The organism is Pantoea sp. CFCC18177 (genome assembly GCF_059412425.1).
Genome location: NZ_JBNBPL010000001.1, coordinates 219,892 through 235,735, shown reverse-complemented (window position 1 = coordinate 235,735; position 15,844 = coordinate 219,892). Strand labels below are relative to the sequence as shown.

Below are 15,844 nucleotides of genomic sequence, written 5' to 3'. Positions count from 1 at the left end.
GACTCAGGCGATACGCTGCGTAGGTACAGCGGCCGTTAACGCCAGTTTCACCGGCACCGATTTGGAGGTCGGTGTACCGCTGCCGTCACCATAGCTGGAAAGGGGCACCAGCGGATTGGTTTCCGGATAATAGGCCGCCAGGTTGCCACGCGGAATGTTATACGGCACCAGCTTGAAGCCGCTCACCCGGCGTGTCAGGCCATCGTTCCACAGGGTTTCAATGTCCACCAACTGACCTTCGCTGAAGCCCAGGGACGCCATATCGTCCGGATGGATAAACACCACTTCACGTTGACCGTACACCCCACGATAACGGTCATCCAGGCCGTAAATGGTGGTGTTGTACTGGTCATGCGAGCGCAGTGTTTGCAGCGTGAACGGGACTTCCACATCGTTGCCCAATTGCGGGAACAACGAGGTCGGTAGGGCTGCCGCGCTAAACTCTGCCAGCTTAGTTGGCGTGTTGAATCGCATCTCAGCCGCGGCGCTTCCCAGATAGAAACCACCCGGAATATCACACTTGTTATTGAAATCCGCGAAGCCCGGAATGGTGGCACCGATATGGTCGCGGATCACATCATAGTTATCCGCCATGCCTAACCAGTCAATCTTGTCGCTGCCCAGCGTGGCATGTGCAATGCCGGCCACAATCGCGGTTTCAGAACGCTGTGTATCGGCCAGTGGAATCCCGACACCCTCAGATGCATGCACCATGCTGAAGGAGTCTTCAACGGTAATAAACTGGTTGCCGCTGGCCTGACGATCGCGTTCAGTACGGCCCAGCGTCGGCAGAATCAAACCTTCGTGGCCCGGTACTAAATGGCTTCGGTTCAGTTTGGTGCTGATGTGCACGGTCAGGCCGCAATGCTGTAGCGCTTCTTCTGTCACCGGAGAGTCCGGCGCCGCCGCAGCAAGATTACCGCCCAGTGCAATCAGCACTTTGACTTCATCACGCAGCATCGCGTTCAGGGCTTCAACGGTGTTGTGGCCGTGTTCACGTGGGGGTTCGAAATCGAAATGTGCGCCCAATGCATCAAGGAAAGGTTTGTTGGGCTTCTCATCGATGCCCATGGTGCGGTTACCCTGCACATTACTGTGACCACGAACCGGGCACAGACCGGCGCCTTTTTTGCCCAACTGACCAAACAGCAGTTGCAGGTTGGTAATTTCGCGTACTGTATCCACCGAGTGTTTATGCTGGGTGATGCCCATCGCCCAGGTGATGATCACGCGTTCAGCACTCTGATAAATCGCCGCTGCTTCGCGGATCTGCGCTTCACTCAGGCCAGATTGACGCACAATGTCATCCCAGCGCGTGTTATCCACCGCCGCAAGATAATGCTCAATGCCGTGGGTATTGGCATCAATAAAGGCCTGATCAAAGATACCCGGCTCACCTGCCGCCAGGCGCTCACGTTGTACTTCCAGCAGCGTTTTCACCATGCCGCGAATCGCCGCCATGTCACCACCCAGATTGGGCTGGTAATAGGCAGAACTAATCGTGCCTGCCATTGAGGTGACCACTTCCAGTGGCTTTTGCGGATCGGCAAAACGCTCCAGTCCACGCTCACGCAGAGTGTTAAAGGTGACGATTTTGGCACCGTGATCGGCCGCATGACGCAGGCTGTGCAACATACGCGGATGGTTAGTGCCCGGGTTCTGCCCGAAGACAAAAATCGCATTAGCGTGATCAAAATCGTCCAGGCGGATGGTGCCTTTACCCACGCCAATACTGCGCTTCAGGCCGGTGCCGCTCGCTTCGTGGCACATGTTTGAGCAGTCCGGGAAGTTGTTGGTGCCCATCACGCGGCCGAACAGTTGATAGAGCCATGAGGCTTCATTGCTGGCGCGACCAGAGGTGTACAGCTCCATCTGATCGGGGTGATCCATCGCGTTGAGGTGTTTGGCAATCAACGCGAACGCATCATCCCAACCGATCGGTTCATAGTGATCGGTTTCGCTGTTATAGCGCATTGGGTGAGTGAGGCGGCCCTGATACTCAAGGAAGTAGTCGCTTTGCTGGTACAGGGTGCTGACACTGTGCTGAGCAAAAAATTCGGGCTCCACCACGCGACGCGTGGCTTCCCATGTGACCGCTTTGGCCCCGTTTTCACAAAAGCTAAAGGTGCTTTTGTTGTCGTCGCCCCATGCACAACCTGGGCAGTCAAAGCCACGCGCTTTGTTCATGCGCATCAGGTTACGCATGTTTTTCAGGGCAGCTTTACTATCAAGGACAAAACGAGTGGTTGCTTCCAAAGAGCCCCAACCGCCAGCAGCGGCACGATAAGGCTGAATTTTACGTTTAAATTTCATGGTCGTCGCAGGCTTATTGTTTATGAATTGTTATCAGAATATGACTTCTGTTGGAAAGAAGTGTGCGACTGACAGCAAAAGTTGTCTAATTGATTGGTTTAATGGTGCGATAGAGGCGGTTTATCGCGTTACCAGGCATTAAAGCGTGATGCAGTTCAAATTCTTCAGGCTGACAGCCGGCCGCTGTGACGTGAAATATTGATAACTGACTAATAATTGCTCTTTCAATCGAAGAAAGGGCGCGCACCATGAAGAATCTGGCCAGCCAAATCCATGCCTTCGGTAAAGCCTTAATGATGCCGATTTCCGTTATTGCCGCCGCAGGGATCTTTCTCGGGCTGGCAGCCGCCATGCAAAACCCGGTTGTCACCGGCGATGCGTTTGCAAACTTGCATGTACCTCAGTTGATCATCGGCTTTATTCGTAAAGTGGCCGCTGCGTTGTTTGCCAATCTGCCGGTTTTCTTTGCCGTCGCCAGCGCGATTGGCTTAGCCAAAGCAGAAAAACCCACGGCGGCCTTTGCCAGCGTGATTGGCTATATCGCGATGAATGTGGGTATCAATGCCACACTGGCCGCTAAAGGGTTGACTGCCGCCACCACCACACCGGAAGCGCTGCAGCAAGCGGGTATGGACCAGACCACGGCCATGATGACTTCCGCCGAGTACATCGACATGCTGGGGATATTCACCTATAACATGAGCGTGCTGGGCGGCGTGATTGCCGGGCTGATCACCGTGCTGTTGCATAACCGTTTCTATACTCAGCAACTGCCTACCGCGATCAGCTTTTTTGGCGGGAGGCGGTTTGTGCCCATCGTCACCATTATCGTGTTACCGCTGATTGGCGTGTTACTGGCGCTGATCTGGCCCACCCTTGGCGCTGGGATTGCGTGGGTAGGGCAGATGATTGGCAAGAGTGGCCAGTACGGTGCATTTCTGTTGGGCACCGGTGAGCGACTGCTGATCCCCACGGGGTTGCACCATATCCTCAATGAAACCGTGCGCTTCACGCCGATTGGCGGCATGGCAACGGTGGACGGGCAAACCATTGTGGGTGCGCTCAATATCTTCAATAGTTCCTTAACCCATCCTGGCGCCATCCCCGATGACACTGTCCGCAGTGCCACCCAGTTTCTTGCACAGGGTAAAATTCCGGTGATGATGTTTGGCTTGCCCGCCGCAGCCCTGGCGATTTACCACACGGCGCGGCCAGAACATAAACAGCGCGTCAAAGCGCTGGTGTTGGCAGGCGCGCTGACATCATTTACCACCGGGATCACCGAGCCGCTGGAGTTCTGCTTTATCTTCGTTTCCCCTGTGCTTTACATCCTGCACGCACTGCTCACCGGCTTATCATTTATGTTGATGTCGATGCTGCATCTGATGATTGGCAACGTGCAGGGCGGTGCCATCGATTTGGTGGTATTTGGCATGCTGGGCGGTAGCAAAACGCACTGGTGGTGGACGGTGGTATTGGGTGTGATTTATGCGCCGATCTATTACTACGGTTTCCGTTTTGTCATTACAAAGATGCGAGTGGAAACGCCGGGGCGTGAGTCGGATGAAGAGCCACAAACCGCTCAGGTCACGGCAGATGAGCGCACTAAAGTGATCATCAGTGGGTTAGGCGGGCAGGGCAATATAGAGGACGTCGATTGCTGCTTTACCCGATTGCGTGTGCGGGTAAAGCAGATGAATGAAGTGGTTGATCAGACGCTGCTGACTACCGGGGCTAACGGCGTTAATCGCGTGAGCGAACATGATGTGCAGGTGATCTATGGCCCGCAGGTGGAAAAGATTGCCAGCGAGGTAAAAAGTGCCTTAGGCGTGGCATAAATATTTAGTTACCACGCTAATAATAAAATTCGCAATCATTGTTAAATCTCTATGGCGGAAATTTGCGAAAATGGCTTCGCCCCTTCAAGAGCTAAGCCATTGCGAGTGCCGGAGATAAGCGCCGGGTGGGGCAATAATTTATTCCAAGGCTGCCTCCCGGCGGCCTTTGTGCTTTTTAGCGCCTGAGTTTGCTACCATAGCGCGATCGTGTCTTCAGGGTGGATGAAAAAATCGACATCAAGCAATTGATTTACCTCTGTAATTTAGAGCGTGAACGCCATTTTGGCCGCGCGGCAGAAGCCAGTTTTGTCAGCCAACCGACGTTATCGATGCGGCTAAAAAATCTTGAGCGCGAGCTGGGCCTGTCGCTGATCAATCGCAGCAATAATTTCGACGGTTTCACGCCGGAAGGCGAACGGGTGCTGACTTGGGCGCGCGAGATTGTGTCGGTGTATCAGGGCCTGAAACTGGAAGTGGAATCACTGAAGCACGGTGTTAACGGTACGCTGCGTCTGGGTGTGATGCCGCAGTGCAGTGTGGCACTGCCCGCACTGTTAAAAGCCGTCGAGGCGCGTTATCCGCAGCTGGATTATCGCGTGGCGGCGATGAGTGCCGACCAACTACTGGAGGCATTAAACAGTCACACCGTCGATGGCGGTATCGGATTCTTTGAACTGACGTCACTGCGTGAACTGCATTTCCAGACCGCACTGTTGAAGGATCGCGGCGTCGAAGCGATTTTTAACCCTGAGCATTTCCCGACGCTGCTGGAACAGCAGACCCTTTCACTGAAGACACTGGCGGCGCAACCTCTGTGCCTTGCCGAACCCACGCGCTATTTTCGCCGCTACCTGGATGGACAGCTGCGAGAAACCGGGATCTTACCGCGTGTGATTGTCGAGAGTGCCTCGATTATGCAGTTGCTGCAGAGTGCGCAGGTGGGGCTGGGCGTGATGGTGTCGCCGTGCGATCACTTATTGCCGGAGATGTTGCAGAATCTGGCGCGCCGCCCGATTGAAATGGCTCCCATGGGACGCCAGGCCGCATTGGTGATTGCCGAGCCGGGCAGGGCATCGCCGCTGGCCCAGCATTTCTTTGATGAAGCGCGTCGACATCTGCCAGATTAACGTACTTCACCCAGCGCCATAAATACACGATCTTGCCAACTGGCGAAGGCCACCGCCAGCAGCAGGGTAAAAATGCGTTCGCTGCCCCATCCAGCATTCAACAAGGGCTGCAGATGCGCGGCACTGAAGCGCTCTGGCAAACGGACCAACTGCGCACTGACGTGAATCAGTGGGGTCGTTTCTCCCGCTTTATCGACGTCCTGTAACAGCAGATCGCGGTGATGGTGGACTCGTTGTGCAAACAAACGACGGCACCCGAGGACACGTGCACTCACCGCCTGCGCCAGAGACGCCTCTTCGCCAAAATGGTCGCCCAGGCGCTGTTGCAGGGTGGCCCAGCCGTACAGAACCTGCGCATCCTGTACCAACAACCAGACGGCATCCTCTAAATCCGCTATGCCCTGACAGAAGGTGACAGCAGCTAACTGTTCCGCACTGGCGTAACGCAGTTCGACCGGTTTCAACGCGTGTTGCCACGTCGAAGAAGAAGAAAACAGCACAGGGTCGGCATCAGGCGGCGGTGAAACGCCAGGGATCCAGCGCACTGGCAATCCCATCATTGCCTGCAAGGCGGCCACCACGCGCGCCTGATAGCTGACAAATCCGACCAACTGATTGAGCGTGACAATGTCCGGCTCGGTCAACCCGACCGCATCCAGAGCGCTGATGCTATTGGCATTAATCAAGGCCGGTTGCATCGCCAGTTGGCGCGCGTACTGGGTTATCTGCGTCAGGCGATTATTGCTCTCCCGTGAGGAGTCGGGGCCGGGTAAGGGATTCAAGCGTGCCGAGTAGTGATTGCATAGCCGCTGCACGCCTGCCACCTGCGCTACGGTTAGCGCGGTGCTGAGACGATCGTAAAGCGTTAGGGTGTGCGTCAGCGAGGTGTTCAGGGTGTCAGGAAACAGAATTTGGCTGAGATCGCGCGCGGCCAGTAAGGCAGGCTGGAAGCGGCTCAGCAGCGGCTGTAACGCGCTGGCTTCTTGCTGCAGCCCCAATAAAAAACGATCCTCGATGTAAGCGGCCTCGGGCACCAGGGGCGCAGTGGCGTGGGATGGTGGGCGAGTCTGGCTTTCATAAAACCAGTGGTCATGGCCGGGAGAACGGCGTTGTTCCATGGTCATTCCTTGCGCAAAAAACGGACTTGGTTAACGACGAGCAATTCTGAAAAGCGCATCGCCACCAAAGGGCTAGCTTATCGTCGCTGAAGCACTGTCTGTGGCAAAAGAATGAAGGGGAATAACAAATAGCGGCTTGATATAAGGAGAGGGTTGCAGGGGCGACCATCAGGCCGCCCAAAAGCCCACAGTCGTGGGCTTCTACATTATTTCAGTTCCAGCTCGTTCATTGCGGCAATGCTGAAGCCGCCATCAACGTGTACCACTTCACCGGTGATACCACCCGCCAGGTCTGAACACAGGAAGGCCGCAGAGTTACCCACGTCTTCGATGGTGACAGTACGGCGAATTGGCGTAACCGCTTCACAGTGAGCCAGCATCTTACGGAAATCTTTGATGCCAGAGGCTGCTAGGGTACGGATTGGACCCGCAGACACGGCGTTGACACGCGTACCTTCAGGACCCATTGCGTTCGCCATGTAGCGCACGTTTGCCTCCAGAGACGCTTTCGCCAGACCCATTACGTTGTAGTTCGGGATAGCGCGCTCTGCACCCAGGTAAGACAGGGTCAGCAGGGCTGAATTCGGGTTCAGCATCGCACGGCACTCTTTCGCCATCGCAACAAAGCTGTAGGCAGAGATGTCGTGAGCGATTTTGAAGCCTTCACGGGTCACGGCGTTCACGTAGTCACCATCTAACTGGTCGCCAGGGGCGAAACCAATTGAGTGAACGAAACCGTCAAATTTTGGCCAGGTTTTTGCCAGTTCGGTGAACAGCGCAGTGATGCTCTCGTCTTCTGCCACATCGCATGGCAAAACAATGTCAGAACCCAAATCTTTAGCGAACTCTTCCACACGACTTTTCAATTTGTCGTTCTGGTAGGTGAAAGCCAGTTCTGCGCCCTGTTTGTGCATCGCCTGTGCAATACCGTAGGCGATGGAGAGTTTACTGGCAACGCCAGTAATCAGAATGCGCTTACCGGAAAGAAAACCCATAGCTGTAATCCTTATGGTCATTGTTGTTGGCGGTCGCAATGGTTAAAAGGTGGGCGACCGACGTTAATCGACGTGCGGATTCTAGCACGTCTCTGTCAATTGCGGTAAACCGCACCGCGTTTTCCGCGATGCGCTGAACAATCAGCGTACTTTGCGCCAGGCTTCAGCGGTCAGTGCTTCACCAAAATGGCTGGTAATAAGACGTTTGGTGAGGTCGTGCAACGGGGAAGCCAACACATCGGCCGTGCCGCCACGTTCCACCACTTCACCCTGATGCATCACCAGCACCTGATCGCTGATGTGCTTCATCATGCCGAGATGCTGCGTCACATAAATATAGGCGATGCCATGCTTCTCCTGCAGTTCCAGCATCAGATTCACCAGTTGTGATCGCATGGTCATATCCAGCGAGGCGAGGGCCTCATCCGCCACGATGACTTTCGGCTGTAAAATCAACGCACGCGCCAGTGCCAGACGCTGTTTCTGACCGGGGGCCAGCATGTGCGGATAGTAACCGGCATGATCGCGCAACAAACCCACCTGACGTAACGTGGCGATAATGCGTTTTTCGCGCTCCTCATCATCTAACTCGGTGTTGAGGCGCAGCGGGAAATCGAGGATCTGGCTGACGCGCTGACGCGGATTCAGTGACGTAGACGGGTCCTGAAAAATCATGCGGATGCGTTGGCTGCGATAGCCGTAATCACCGTACTCCAGCGGATGGTCGTCGATCAGCATCTCGCCATCCGTGGGTTCGATCATGCCGCTCAGCATCTTAGCCAGCGTAGATTTGCCCGAGCCATTCTCGCCAATCACCGCCAGCGTCTGCTTCTCACGCAGGGTAAAACTCACCCCTTTTACCGCTTCAACATGTTGGCGACGAAACAGCCCGGTACGGTAGCGATAGGTTTTGCTCAGGTTACGCACTTCCAGCAGGGTTTCCATACTTACTGACCCTCGATATTTAACGGGAAGTGGCAAGCGAACAGATGCGCTTTATTGCCGCTCAGGCGCGGTGTCTCGATACATTTGCGCTGCGCATAGGGGCAGCGCGGACCAAGACGGCAGCCAATCGGCAAGTGTTCCAGTGACGGAATGGCGCCGGACAGCGTATTAAGTCGACTTTTATGCGGTAAGGCGCTGCCAAAATCGGGCATCGCGCGGATCAGCGCCTGGGTGTAAGGATGGTGTGGTGTATCCATTAAGTCTTCGCTTTGCGCGGTTTCCACGGTCTGACCGCAATACATCACATTAATGCGATCTGCCCATTGGCTCATGGTGCGCAGATCGTGGCTGATCAGCAAAATGGTGGTGTTGTTGTTCTGATTCAGGCGGCTCAGCAAGCGGAAAATTTGTGCTTGCGTGGTCGGCTCCATGGCATTGGTCGGTTCATCGGCGATCAACAAGCGAGGCTGATTGGCCAGCGCGATAGCGATCATTACCTTCTGGCATTCGCCTTCGGTCAGTTCGTACGGGAAACTGCGCATGATGTCTTTGTGATCTTTGATCCCCACGCGATGCAGCAGTTCGATAGCACGCGCTTTGCGCCAGAACCACAAACGCTGATACCAATGGCCTTTGAAGGTCCAGCGCGGTATTGCCTGCATTAACTGACGACCAATGCTCTCTGAAGGATCCAGACAAGACTGCGGCTCCTGAAAAATCATCGACACGTTGTGCCCGACAATGCGGCGACGTTCGCGTGGCGATAATCGCAGCAAGTCGATATCGTCAAACACCATGCGGTCTGCAGTGACGCGCCAGTTATCTTTGGTCACGCCGCAAATGGCTTTCGCAATCAGACTCTTGCCCGAACCCGACTCACCCACCAGCCCGCGGACTTCCCCCTCGCTGAGCGTGAGATTGATGCGATCCACCGCTTTCACCGGGCCTTCGGAGGTCATGAATTCGATGGTGAGGTTACGAATATCAAGTAACGGCATTATTCAGCTCCCGCTTCTACGGCACGACGGACGCCATCGCCCAGCAGGTTAACGATTAATACACTGACCATCAGCGCTACACCGGGCAGCATCACTGTCCAGGGGGCGACATAAATCAGCTCCAGGGCGTCACCCAACATCGCGCCCCATTCGGGCGAGGGCAGTTGTGCACCCAGATCGAGAAAACCGAGCGCTGCGATATCCAAAATCGCCATCGACAGCGAACGGGTAAATTCGCTGACCAGCAGCGGTAACACATTCGGCAGCACTGCGTTCCACAGAATATTCAGATTACGCGCGCCATCAAGACGCAGTGCCACCACATACTCTTTCTCCATTTCATTATGGACGGCAGTGTAAATCTCGCGCACCAGACGCGGGATAATCGCCAGAAACACCGCCAGCATCGCGTGTTCCAGGCGGGGCCCAAGAAAGGCCACCACGATAATCGCCAGCAGCAGAGAAGGAATCGAGAGCAGGGTATCCAGCACGTGGTTCATTACCGCCGAGCGCAGGCCGTGCGTAATACCGGCCAGCACACCCAATACCAGCGCACATACCGCAGCCAGCACCGTCACTAAAATGGCGGAGCCGACGGTTGGCGCGACGCCGCTTAACAAGCGGCTCAGCACATCACGACCCAGGTCATCGGTGCCAAGGAAGAAAGACACATCGCCGTAGCGTGACCAAGAGGGCGGCAGCAGCTGATAACCAAGGAACTGCTGGTCGATGCCATAAGGTGCCAGTAAGCCACCAAACAGGCACAGGAACAGCAGGATACCGAAACCGTATAGCCCGATCATGCCGCTGGTGTCGCGGTATAAGTGCTGCCAGAAAAGACGGAATGGGCTGGGCAGGCGCTCTTCAGCGTAGATGTTATCTAAGGGCATACCATTCCTTGTGTTTCAACGGATTGAGTGCCGCACCGAGAATATCGGACAGGACGCTAACCAGAATCACTAAACCGCCGACCACCATCACCCCGGCCGAAATAGCGGCATAATCTTGCTGGCGAATCGCGTTAATCAACCAGCGGCCAATACCCGGCCAGTTGAATACCACTTCGGTAATCATCGCCAGCGTCAACATGGTGGAGAACTGCAAACCGAGACGCGGGATCACCGGCGGCAGCGCATTGTGCAGCACATGTCGGCGGATCACCGTGAAGCGCGAAAGTCCTCGCGTCGCTGCTGCTTTCACATAGTTTTTATCCATCACTTCACTGGTACTGCTGCGCAGCAGTCGAATAACTTCGGTGGTGGGTGCAACTGCCAGCACGATGACGGGCAAAATCATGTGCGTTAAGGCACTCATCAACATTTCATGGCGCCATGGCGACGGGCTTAACCAGGCATCGATCAGCGCAAAGCCGGTGATGTTCTGCACCGGATAGAGCAGGTCAAAGCGCCCGGAAACCGGCAGCCAACCCAGCGTCAGGGAGAAGAACAGGGTAAACAGCAGCGCCAGCCAGAAAATCGGCATGGAAAAACCGAGCAGGGCTAATGCGCTGATGGCTTTGTCCTGCCATTTTTTACGCATCACCCCGGCGCAAATGCCAAGGGGAATGCCCACCAGCAACGCCAGCATAAAGGCCAGCACGCACAGCTCCAGCGTCGCAGGGAAGACTTCGCGCAATTGCACATCAATCGGCTGACCGTTGGTGCTGGAGACGCCGAAATCGAATTGCAGCAATCCTTTAAACCAGAACCACCAGGCATCAAATAGCGATGCGCCCTCCAGCGGGGCATTGGGGGTGAAATAGCTCAGGCTAAAGCTCACCAGCGACAGCAGAAATAGCGTTATCAGCAGCAACAGTAAACGACGCAATACGTAGATAATCATGCTTACTCCTCGCTGCTCTCATCACGGTAAACCCCAGCAAAGGAGGCGTTACCAAATGGACTCAGCACTAACCCCTTAATGTCGTGGCGATAGGCTTGTAAGCGCAGCGATGACGCCAGCGGCAAGACCGGTAACTCCTGCGCGAGAATCTGTTGCGCCTGGTCGTAACTGTCAATACGCGCGGAGAGCTGTTGCGATAACAACGCATGTTGCAGCGCCTCATCAAAGGCGGGTGAGCACCAGTGTGCATAGTTTGTTTGTGAACGGATGGCTGCACAGCTCAACAGCGGGCGGAAGAAGCTGTCCGGATCGTTACTGTCGGTGGCCCAGCCGGTCAGGGTTAAGTCATGGTTCATCGCCATCAACTGCGCCTCCTGGAAGCGACCCTCGACGGGCGCAATGGTGACTCGCACGCCAACCTGCGCCAAATCCGCCTGAAGCAGTTCAGCCGTTTTCAGCGGGCTGGGGTTCCAGGATTGCGAGGTGGTGGGCACCACTAAGCGCAAATGCAGATCTTCCAAGCCAAGGGCCTTCAGCTCTTCACGGGCTTTGGCGGGATTGTACTCGGTAACGCGTGCATCGTTGTCATAGGCCCAGGAAGCACGCGGTAAAATCGATGCGGCGGTTTCTGCCGTGCCGTAATAGATCGATTCCATCAAACGTTCATTGTTGATGGCCAACGCCAGCGCGTGACGCACTTCGGGGCGATCCAGTGGCGGTTTACGGGTGTTAAACGCCAGATAAGCAATGTTCATACCGGGGCGTAAGGTCATGCGCAAACGCGGATCGTCGCGCAAAATCGACAGCTGGCTGGCGGCGGGATAAGCCAGCACGTCGCATTCACCGGTTAACAGTTTCGACAGACGTCCGGTGCCACCAACGCCCAGATCGATTACCACTTGCTGCAAGCGCGGGACGCCTTTCCAGTACTGTGGATTACGCGCCAGCCGCAAGTATTGCCCGGTACGATATTCGCTTAACTGGAACGGGCCGGTGCCGACCGGTTCACGATCCAACTGCTCCTGCTGGCCTTTGGCCGTGAGTTTGTCAGCATACTCTTGTGACAATATCGGGGCGTAATGCGTCGCGATGTGCCACAGGAAAGAGGCATCAGGGCTGTTTAATCGGATTTCAACGGTATCGTTATCCAGCTTTTTCACACTCTGCACCGAGTCGGAAAACTGCAAACTGTCGAAATAGGGATAGCTGCCGCCGTTAACGTTGTGCCACGGGTGCTGGCGATCGAACATGCGTGCAAAACTGAACACCACATCGTCGGCATTCATTTTACGCGTGGGTTTAAACCAGTTGGTGTGCTGGAATGACACGTCTTTACGCAGGTGGAAACGGTAGGTCGCGCCGTTATCGCGCACTTCCCAGCTCTGCGCCAGGTCGGGAATTAAGCGATAGGTGTAGGGATCAACATCCAGCAGCCGATCATAGAGTTGGGCAGCCAGCGTATCGACCACCAGGCCACTGCTGACCATCTGCGGATTAAAGGTATTCACGGTGCCGTTAACGCAATAAACAAAGCCGCTGTTGCGGATGTTATCGGTTGGCGCAGCCAGCGCAGACGCACTCATTACGCTGAGACTGAGCAGCAGCGAAGACAATAATTTTGGCATAGAACTCAACGATTCTGAGGCAATAGCGTGAGTGTATCGCAAACGTCACGCACTCCCCAAATTCACGATGCAACTGCGCTCTTTTTCGCCAAGATGAGCACGAGATAATCACACCGTTAGTGTGGAAATGAGAAAAATTCTCAATTAGGGCTTTACAGATGATAATAAGAATGATTATTATTCTTCTGCGCTTCGACGGTGGCTCTACCGAAGAAGAGCACGACATTGCTCACATTGCTTCCAGTATTAAGTTGCCCGTACTTTATAGTGCGGGCTTTTTTTTGTGTGACGTTTTTCCCGTCATCTTTTATTCGGCTGCTGCGTTGGCTGCGCACGCCAACCCCAGTCACATACTGGTGTATGCTCCTGGGGATTGGCGCACTTGCCGCCTTGCATCCGCATAAAAGCTATAGGGAAAAACGCCACACACCTGTGCGGTTGGTTAAACCTTAATTTGTGGCTTGTGGCTTGTGGCTTGTGGCTTGTGGTTTGTGGCTTGTGGCTTGTGGGTTTGGTGTTCAGGCCGCCCGTCGCCGGGCGTGCTCCTACCACATAATCGCGCGCTTTTGCTTTTAAACCTCATCTCTGGCCTGAATCCCATGCTTCTTCATCATGGCGCGCAACTGATGATAGGTCACCCGTAATAGCTCGGCGGCGCGGCGCTGGTTGAATTTCGCCTGCTGCAAACTGGCTTCCACTAACTCACGCTCCTGCTGGTTTTGCCATTGACGTAAATCGAGTGGCAGGGCGGGTAATGTGCTGGCAACCGGGACTGCAATGCTTTCCGGCGGCGCGCTGCGTGGGGCAAAGGGGTTAATGATGATGTTATCCAACTGCTCATCAACGCTGTGATGGCGATACACCGAACGCTCGACCACATTCTTTAACTCACGCACATTACCTGGCCAACTGTGATTAAGCAGCGTCTGCTGCGCGGCTTCGCTGAATCCGGGGAACAGCGGCAGGCCAAGTTCCCGGCACATCTGAATGGCAAAATGCTCGGCCATCACCAATATATCGCTACGGCGTTCGCGTAAGGGCGGTAGCTGCACCACGTCAAAAGCCAAACGGTCCAGCAGGTCAGCACGGAATTTTCCGGCAGCGGCCAGCGCGGGCAAATCTTCGTTGGTGGCGCACACCAGACGCACATTCACCTGCAAGGATTGATTCCCGCCGACGCGTTCCAGCTGCCCGTATTCGATCACGCGCAATAGCTTCTCTTGCACCAGCATCGGGGCGGTGGCGAGCTCATCGAGAAACAGGGTACCCGCATCGGCACGTTCAAAGCGGCCCAAATGCCGTTTTTGTGCCCCGGTAAACGCGCCCGCCTCATGCCCAAACAGTTCGGAATCCAACAGATTTTCATTCAAGGCGGCGCAGTTAAGAGAGATGAACGGGCCTTGCCAGCGATCGGAAAGGTAGTGCAGACGGCTGGCAATCAGCTCTTTACCGGTGCCGCGTTCGCCAATCACCAGCACCGGTTTTTCCAGCGGTGCCAAACGAGAGACCTGCTCAAGCACTTCCAGAAAATTGTTTGATTCGCCCAACAGGTTATCGTTGCCATTTGCCATGATGAATTTCGCCACACGTTAATCAATTTCACTACCTTAATCGATGACCAGACAGATGTAAAATATGCAAACTACGTTAAATCAATAAGTTAAAAGTTGGCACGCACTTTGTATTAGGAAACCCTGTACGAAACAATCACACGACACATTGAGGAACATCATTATGGGTATTTTTTCTCGTTTCGCCGACATCGTGAACGCCAACATCAATTCCCTGCTGGAGCGCGCCGAAGATCCGCAGAAACTGGTACGCCTGATGATTCAGGAAATGGAAGACACGCTGGTGGAAGTTCGCTCCACCTCTGCACGCGCGCTGGCAGAAAAGAAACAGCTTTCACGTCGCATTGAGCAGGCTGAAATTCAGCAGGCTGAATGGCAGGAAAAAGCCGAACTGGCCATCAATAAAGGCAAAGAAGATCTCGCGCGTGCTGCCTTGATCGAAAAACAGAAACTGACCGACCTGATTGCCTCATTGCAGCAGGAAGCCGTTCAGGTTGAAGAAACTCTCGAACGCATGAAGGGTGAAATCGGTGAGCTGGAGAAAAAACTCACTGAAACCCGTGCCCGTCAGCAGGCATTGACGCTGCGTCATCAGGCGGCTTCTTCATCGCGTGACGTACGTCGTCAGCTCGACAGCGGCAAGCTGGATGATGCCATGGCTCGCTTCGAATCGTTTGAACGCCGTATCGATCACATGGAAGCAGAGGCGGAAAGCCAGCGTTTCGGCAAGCCTAAAGGCTTGGATCAGGAATTCGCCGAGCTGAAAGCGGATGATGAGATCAGCCAGCAGTTGGCTGCGCTGAAAGCCAAAATGAACCGCAGCGAGTGATCAAGACGGGCCTGTTAGCGGGCCCGTGGATAAAGGTGTACCTGAAAAAGGAAAATCAATGAGCGCACTATTCCTGGCCATCCCCTTAACGATCTTCGTGCTGTTTGTGGCACCGATCTGGTTATGGCTGCATTACAGCAACAAACGCAACGGTGGCGCGGAACTGTCATCTGGCGATATGCAGCGTCTGCAACAGCTGACGCAAGATGCGCGCCGTATGCGCGAACGTGTTGAAGCCCTGGAAGCGATTCTCGATGCAGAGCATCCGAACTGGAGGCAACCATGATGAATGGCCGCAAGCTGTGGCGCATCCCGCAGCAGGGAAAAATCCGCGGTGTGTGCGCGGGGCTGGCGGAGTATCTCGATATTCCGGTGCGTCTGCTGCGCGTGATTGTGGTGTTGTCGCTGTTTTTCGGGCTGTTCATGTTCACGGTGGTGGCCTATTTCATTCTTGGCTTTGTCCTGGATGAGAAGCCGGAGGATGCGCCCGACCAACGTACGCCCACGGCGCGTGACATGCTGGATGAATTAGAGACCAGCTTACACCGTGACGAGCGCAACGTGCGGGATATTGAACGCTACGTCACCTCTGAAACCTTCAGTGTGCGCAGTCGTTTCCGTCAAATCTGATTTTCTTCCCCGG

General features: G+C 54.9%; 14 protein-coding genes. 5 read left to right on the top strand and 9 right to left on the bottom strand.

Annotated elements, in window-relative coordinates; translation table 11 throughout:
* Positions 1-3: 3 nt before the first annotated feature.
* Entirely contained in the window at positions 4-2,313 is a 2,310-nt protein-coding gene (locus ACPUC8_RS01010) for an FdhF/YdeP family oxidoreductase (protein WP_039336694.1), read from the bottom strand.
* Between the two features lie 248 nt (positions 2,314-2,561).
* Between ACPUC8_RS01010 and ACPUC8_RS01005 the strand changes: the two genes are divergently transcribed.
* Both ACPUC8_RS01005 and ACPUC8_RS01000 read left to right on the top strand, forming a co-directional pair.
* Positions 2,562-4,151, top strand: coding sequence for a PTS transporter subunit EIIC (locus tag ACPUC8_RS01005; RefSeq protein WP_494925459.1), 1,590 nt, complete (start codon positions 2,562-2,564; stop codon positions 4,149-4,151).
* 230 nt (positions 4,152-4,381) lie between these two features.
* Positions 4,382-5,278 carry a LysR family transcriptional regulator gene (locus ACPUC8_RS01000; protein WP_494925501.1) on the top strand — a complete coding sequence of 299 codons (897 nt, stop codon included), beginning with the start codon at positions 4,382-4,384 and terminating at the stop codon, positions 5,276-5,278.
* Here the strand turns inward: ACPUC8_RS01000 and ACPUC8_RS00995 are convergent.
* The 8 genes from ACPUC8_RS00995 to pspF form a co-directional block, all read right to left on the bottom strand.
* Positions 5,275-6,396, bottom strand: coding sequence for a CMD domain-containing protein (locus tag ACPUC8_RS00995; protein ID WP_039336690.1), 1,122 nt, complete (start codon positions 6,394-6,396; stop codon positions 5,275-5,277). The genes ACPUC8_RS01000 and ACPUC8_RS00995 overlap by 4 nt on opposite strands.
* A gap of 206 nt (positions 6,397-6,602) precedes the next feature.
* Positions 6,603-7,391, bottom strand: a complete 789-nt coding sequence (gene fabI / locus ACPUC8_RS00990; RefSeq protein ID WP_007892455.1) for an enoyl-ACP reductase FabI — start codon at positions 7,389-7,391, stop codon at positions 6,603-6,605.
* 141 nt (positions 7,392-7,532) lie between these two features.
* Complete coding sequence (gene sapF / locus ACPUC8_RS00985) at positions 7,533-8,336, bottom strand: putrescine export ABC transporter ATP-binding protein SapF (protein ID WP_039336688.1); 804 nt, start codon at positions 8,334-8,336, stop codon at positions 7,533-7,535.
* A 2-nt stretch (positions 8,337-8,338) separates the two neighbouring features.
* Positions 8,339-9,334 (bottom strand): putrescine export ABC transporter ATP-binding protein SapD, encoded by a 996-nt coding sequence (gene sapD, locus ACPUC8_RS00980; RefSeq protein WP_058969923.1) that lies wholly within the window; start codon positions 9,332-9,334, stop codon positions 8,339-8,341.
* A complete protein-coding gene (sapC, locus tag ACPUC8_RS00975) occupies positions 9,334-10,224 on the bottom strand; it encodes a putrescine export ABC transporter permease SapC (RefSeq protein ID WP_494925458.1) in 891 nt (296 codons plus the stop codon). The genes sapD and sapC overlap by 1 nt, the downstream gene beginning before the upstream one ends.
* Positions 10,211-11,176, bottom strand: coding sequence for a putrescine export ABC transporter permease SapB (gene sapB / locus ACPUC8_RS00970; protein WP_039336682.1), 966 nt, complete (start codon positions 11,174-11,176; stop codon positions 10,211-10,213). Before sapB ends, sapC begins: the two co-directional genes overlap by 14 nt.
* 2 nt (positions 11,177-11,178) lie before the next feature.
* Positions 11,179-12,801 (bottom strand): ABC transporter substrate-binding protein SapA, encoded by a 1,623-nt coding sequence (gene sapA, locus ACPUC8_RS00965; RefSeq protein WP_059109786.1) that lies wholly within the window; start codon positions 12,799-12,801, stop codon positions 11,179-11,181.
* Positions 12,802-13,373: 572 nt separating this feature from the next.
* The gene (gene pspF / locus ACPUC8_RS00960; RefSeq protein ID WP_058969948.1) at positions 13,374-14,372 is read right to left on the bottom strand and encodes a phage shock protein operon transcriptional activator; all 999 of its coding nucleotides are present in this window, start codon (positions 14,370-14,372) and stop codon (positions 13,374-13,376) included.
* A 163-nt stretch (positions 14,373-14,535) separates the two neighbouring features.
* Here pspF and pspA point away from each other — a divergent pair, with 163 nt between their 5' ends.
* The 3 genes from pspA to pspC are packed head-to-tail and all read left to right on the top strand — an operon-like array spanning position 14,536 to position 15,831.
* The gene (gene pspA, locus ACPUC8_RS00955; protein ID WP_039333501.1) at positions 14,536-15,201 is read left to right on the top strand and encodes a phage shock protein PspA; all 666 of its coding nucleotides are present in this window, start codon (positions 14,536-14,538) and stop codon (positions 15,199-15,201) included.
* A 58-nt stretch (positions 15,202-15,259) separates the two neighbouring features.
* Positions 15,260-15,487 (top strand): envelope stress response membrane protein PspB, encoded by a 228-nt coding sequence (gene pspB, locus ACPUC8_RS00950; protein WP_034821383.1) that lies wholly within the window; start codon positions 15,260-15,262, stop codon positions 15,485-15,487.
* Positions 15,484-15,831 (top strand): envelope stress response membrane protein PspC, encoded by a 348-nt coding sequence (gene pspC / locus ACPUC8_RS00945; protein WP_039333497.1) that lies wholly within the window; start codon positions 15,484-15,486, stop codon positions 15,829-15,831. The genes pspB and pspC overlap by 4 nt, the downstream gene beginning before the upstream one ends.
* The last annotated feature ends 13 nt before the right edge of the window (positions 15,832-15,844 follow it).

Coding starts and splice junctions, on each gene's coding strand:
- ACPUC8_RS01010 (WP_039336694.1), bottom strand. CDS start 2,313: ATGAAATTTAAACGTAAAATTCAGCCTTATCGTGCCGCTGCTGGCGGT.
- ACPUC8_RS01005 (WP_494925459.1), top strand. CDS start 2,562: ATGAAGAATCTGGCCAGCCAAATCCATGCCTTCGGTAAAGCCTTAATG.
- ACPUC8_RS00995 (WP_039336690.1), bottom strand. CDS start 6,396: ATGGAACAACGCCGTTCTCCCGGCCATGACCACTGGTTTTATGAAAGC.
- fabI (WP_007892455.1), bottom strand. CDS start 7,391: ATGGGTTTTCTTTCCGGTAAGCGCATTCTGATTACTGGCGTTGCCAGT.
- sapF (WP_039336688.1), bottom strand. CDS start 8,336: ATGGAAACCCTGCTGGAAGTGCGTAACCTGAGCAAAACCTATCGCTAC.
- sapD (WP_058969923.1), bottom strand. CDS start 9,334: ATGCCGTTACTTGATATTCGTAACCTCACCATCGAATTCATGACCTCC.
- sapC (WP_494925458.1), bottom strand. CDS start 10,224: ATGCCCTTAGATAACATCTACGCTGAAGAGCGCCTGCCCAGCCCATTC.
- sapB (WP_039336682.1), bottom strand. CDS start 11,176: ATGATTATCTACGTATTGCGTCGTTTACTGTTGCTGCTGATAACGCTA.
- sapA (WP_059109786.1), bottom strand. CDS start 12,801: ATGCCAAAATTATTGTCTTCGCTGCTGCTCAGTCTCAGCGTAATGAGT.
- pspF (WP_058969948.1), bottom strand. CDS start 14,372: ATGGCAAATGGCAACGATAACCTGTTGGGCGAATCAAACAATTTTCTG.
- pspA (WP_039333501.1), top strand. CDS start 14,536: ATGGGTATTTTTTCTCGTTTCGCCGACATCGTGAACGCCAACATCAAT.
- pspB (WP_034821383.1), top strand. CDS start 15,260: ATGAGCGCACTATTCCTGGCCATCCCCTTAACGATCTTCGTGCTGTTT.
- pspC (WP_039333497.1), top strand. CDS start 15,484: ATGATGAATGGCCGCAAGCTGTGGCGCATCCCGCAGCAGGGAAAAATC.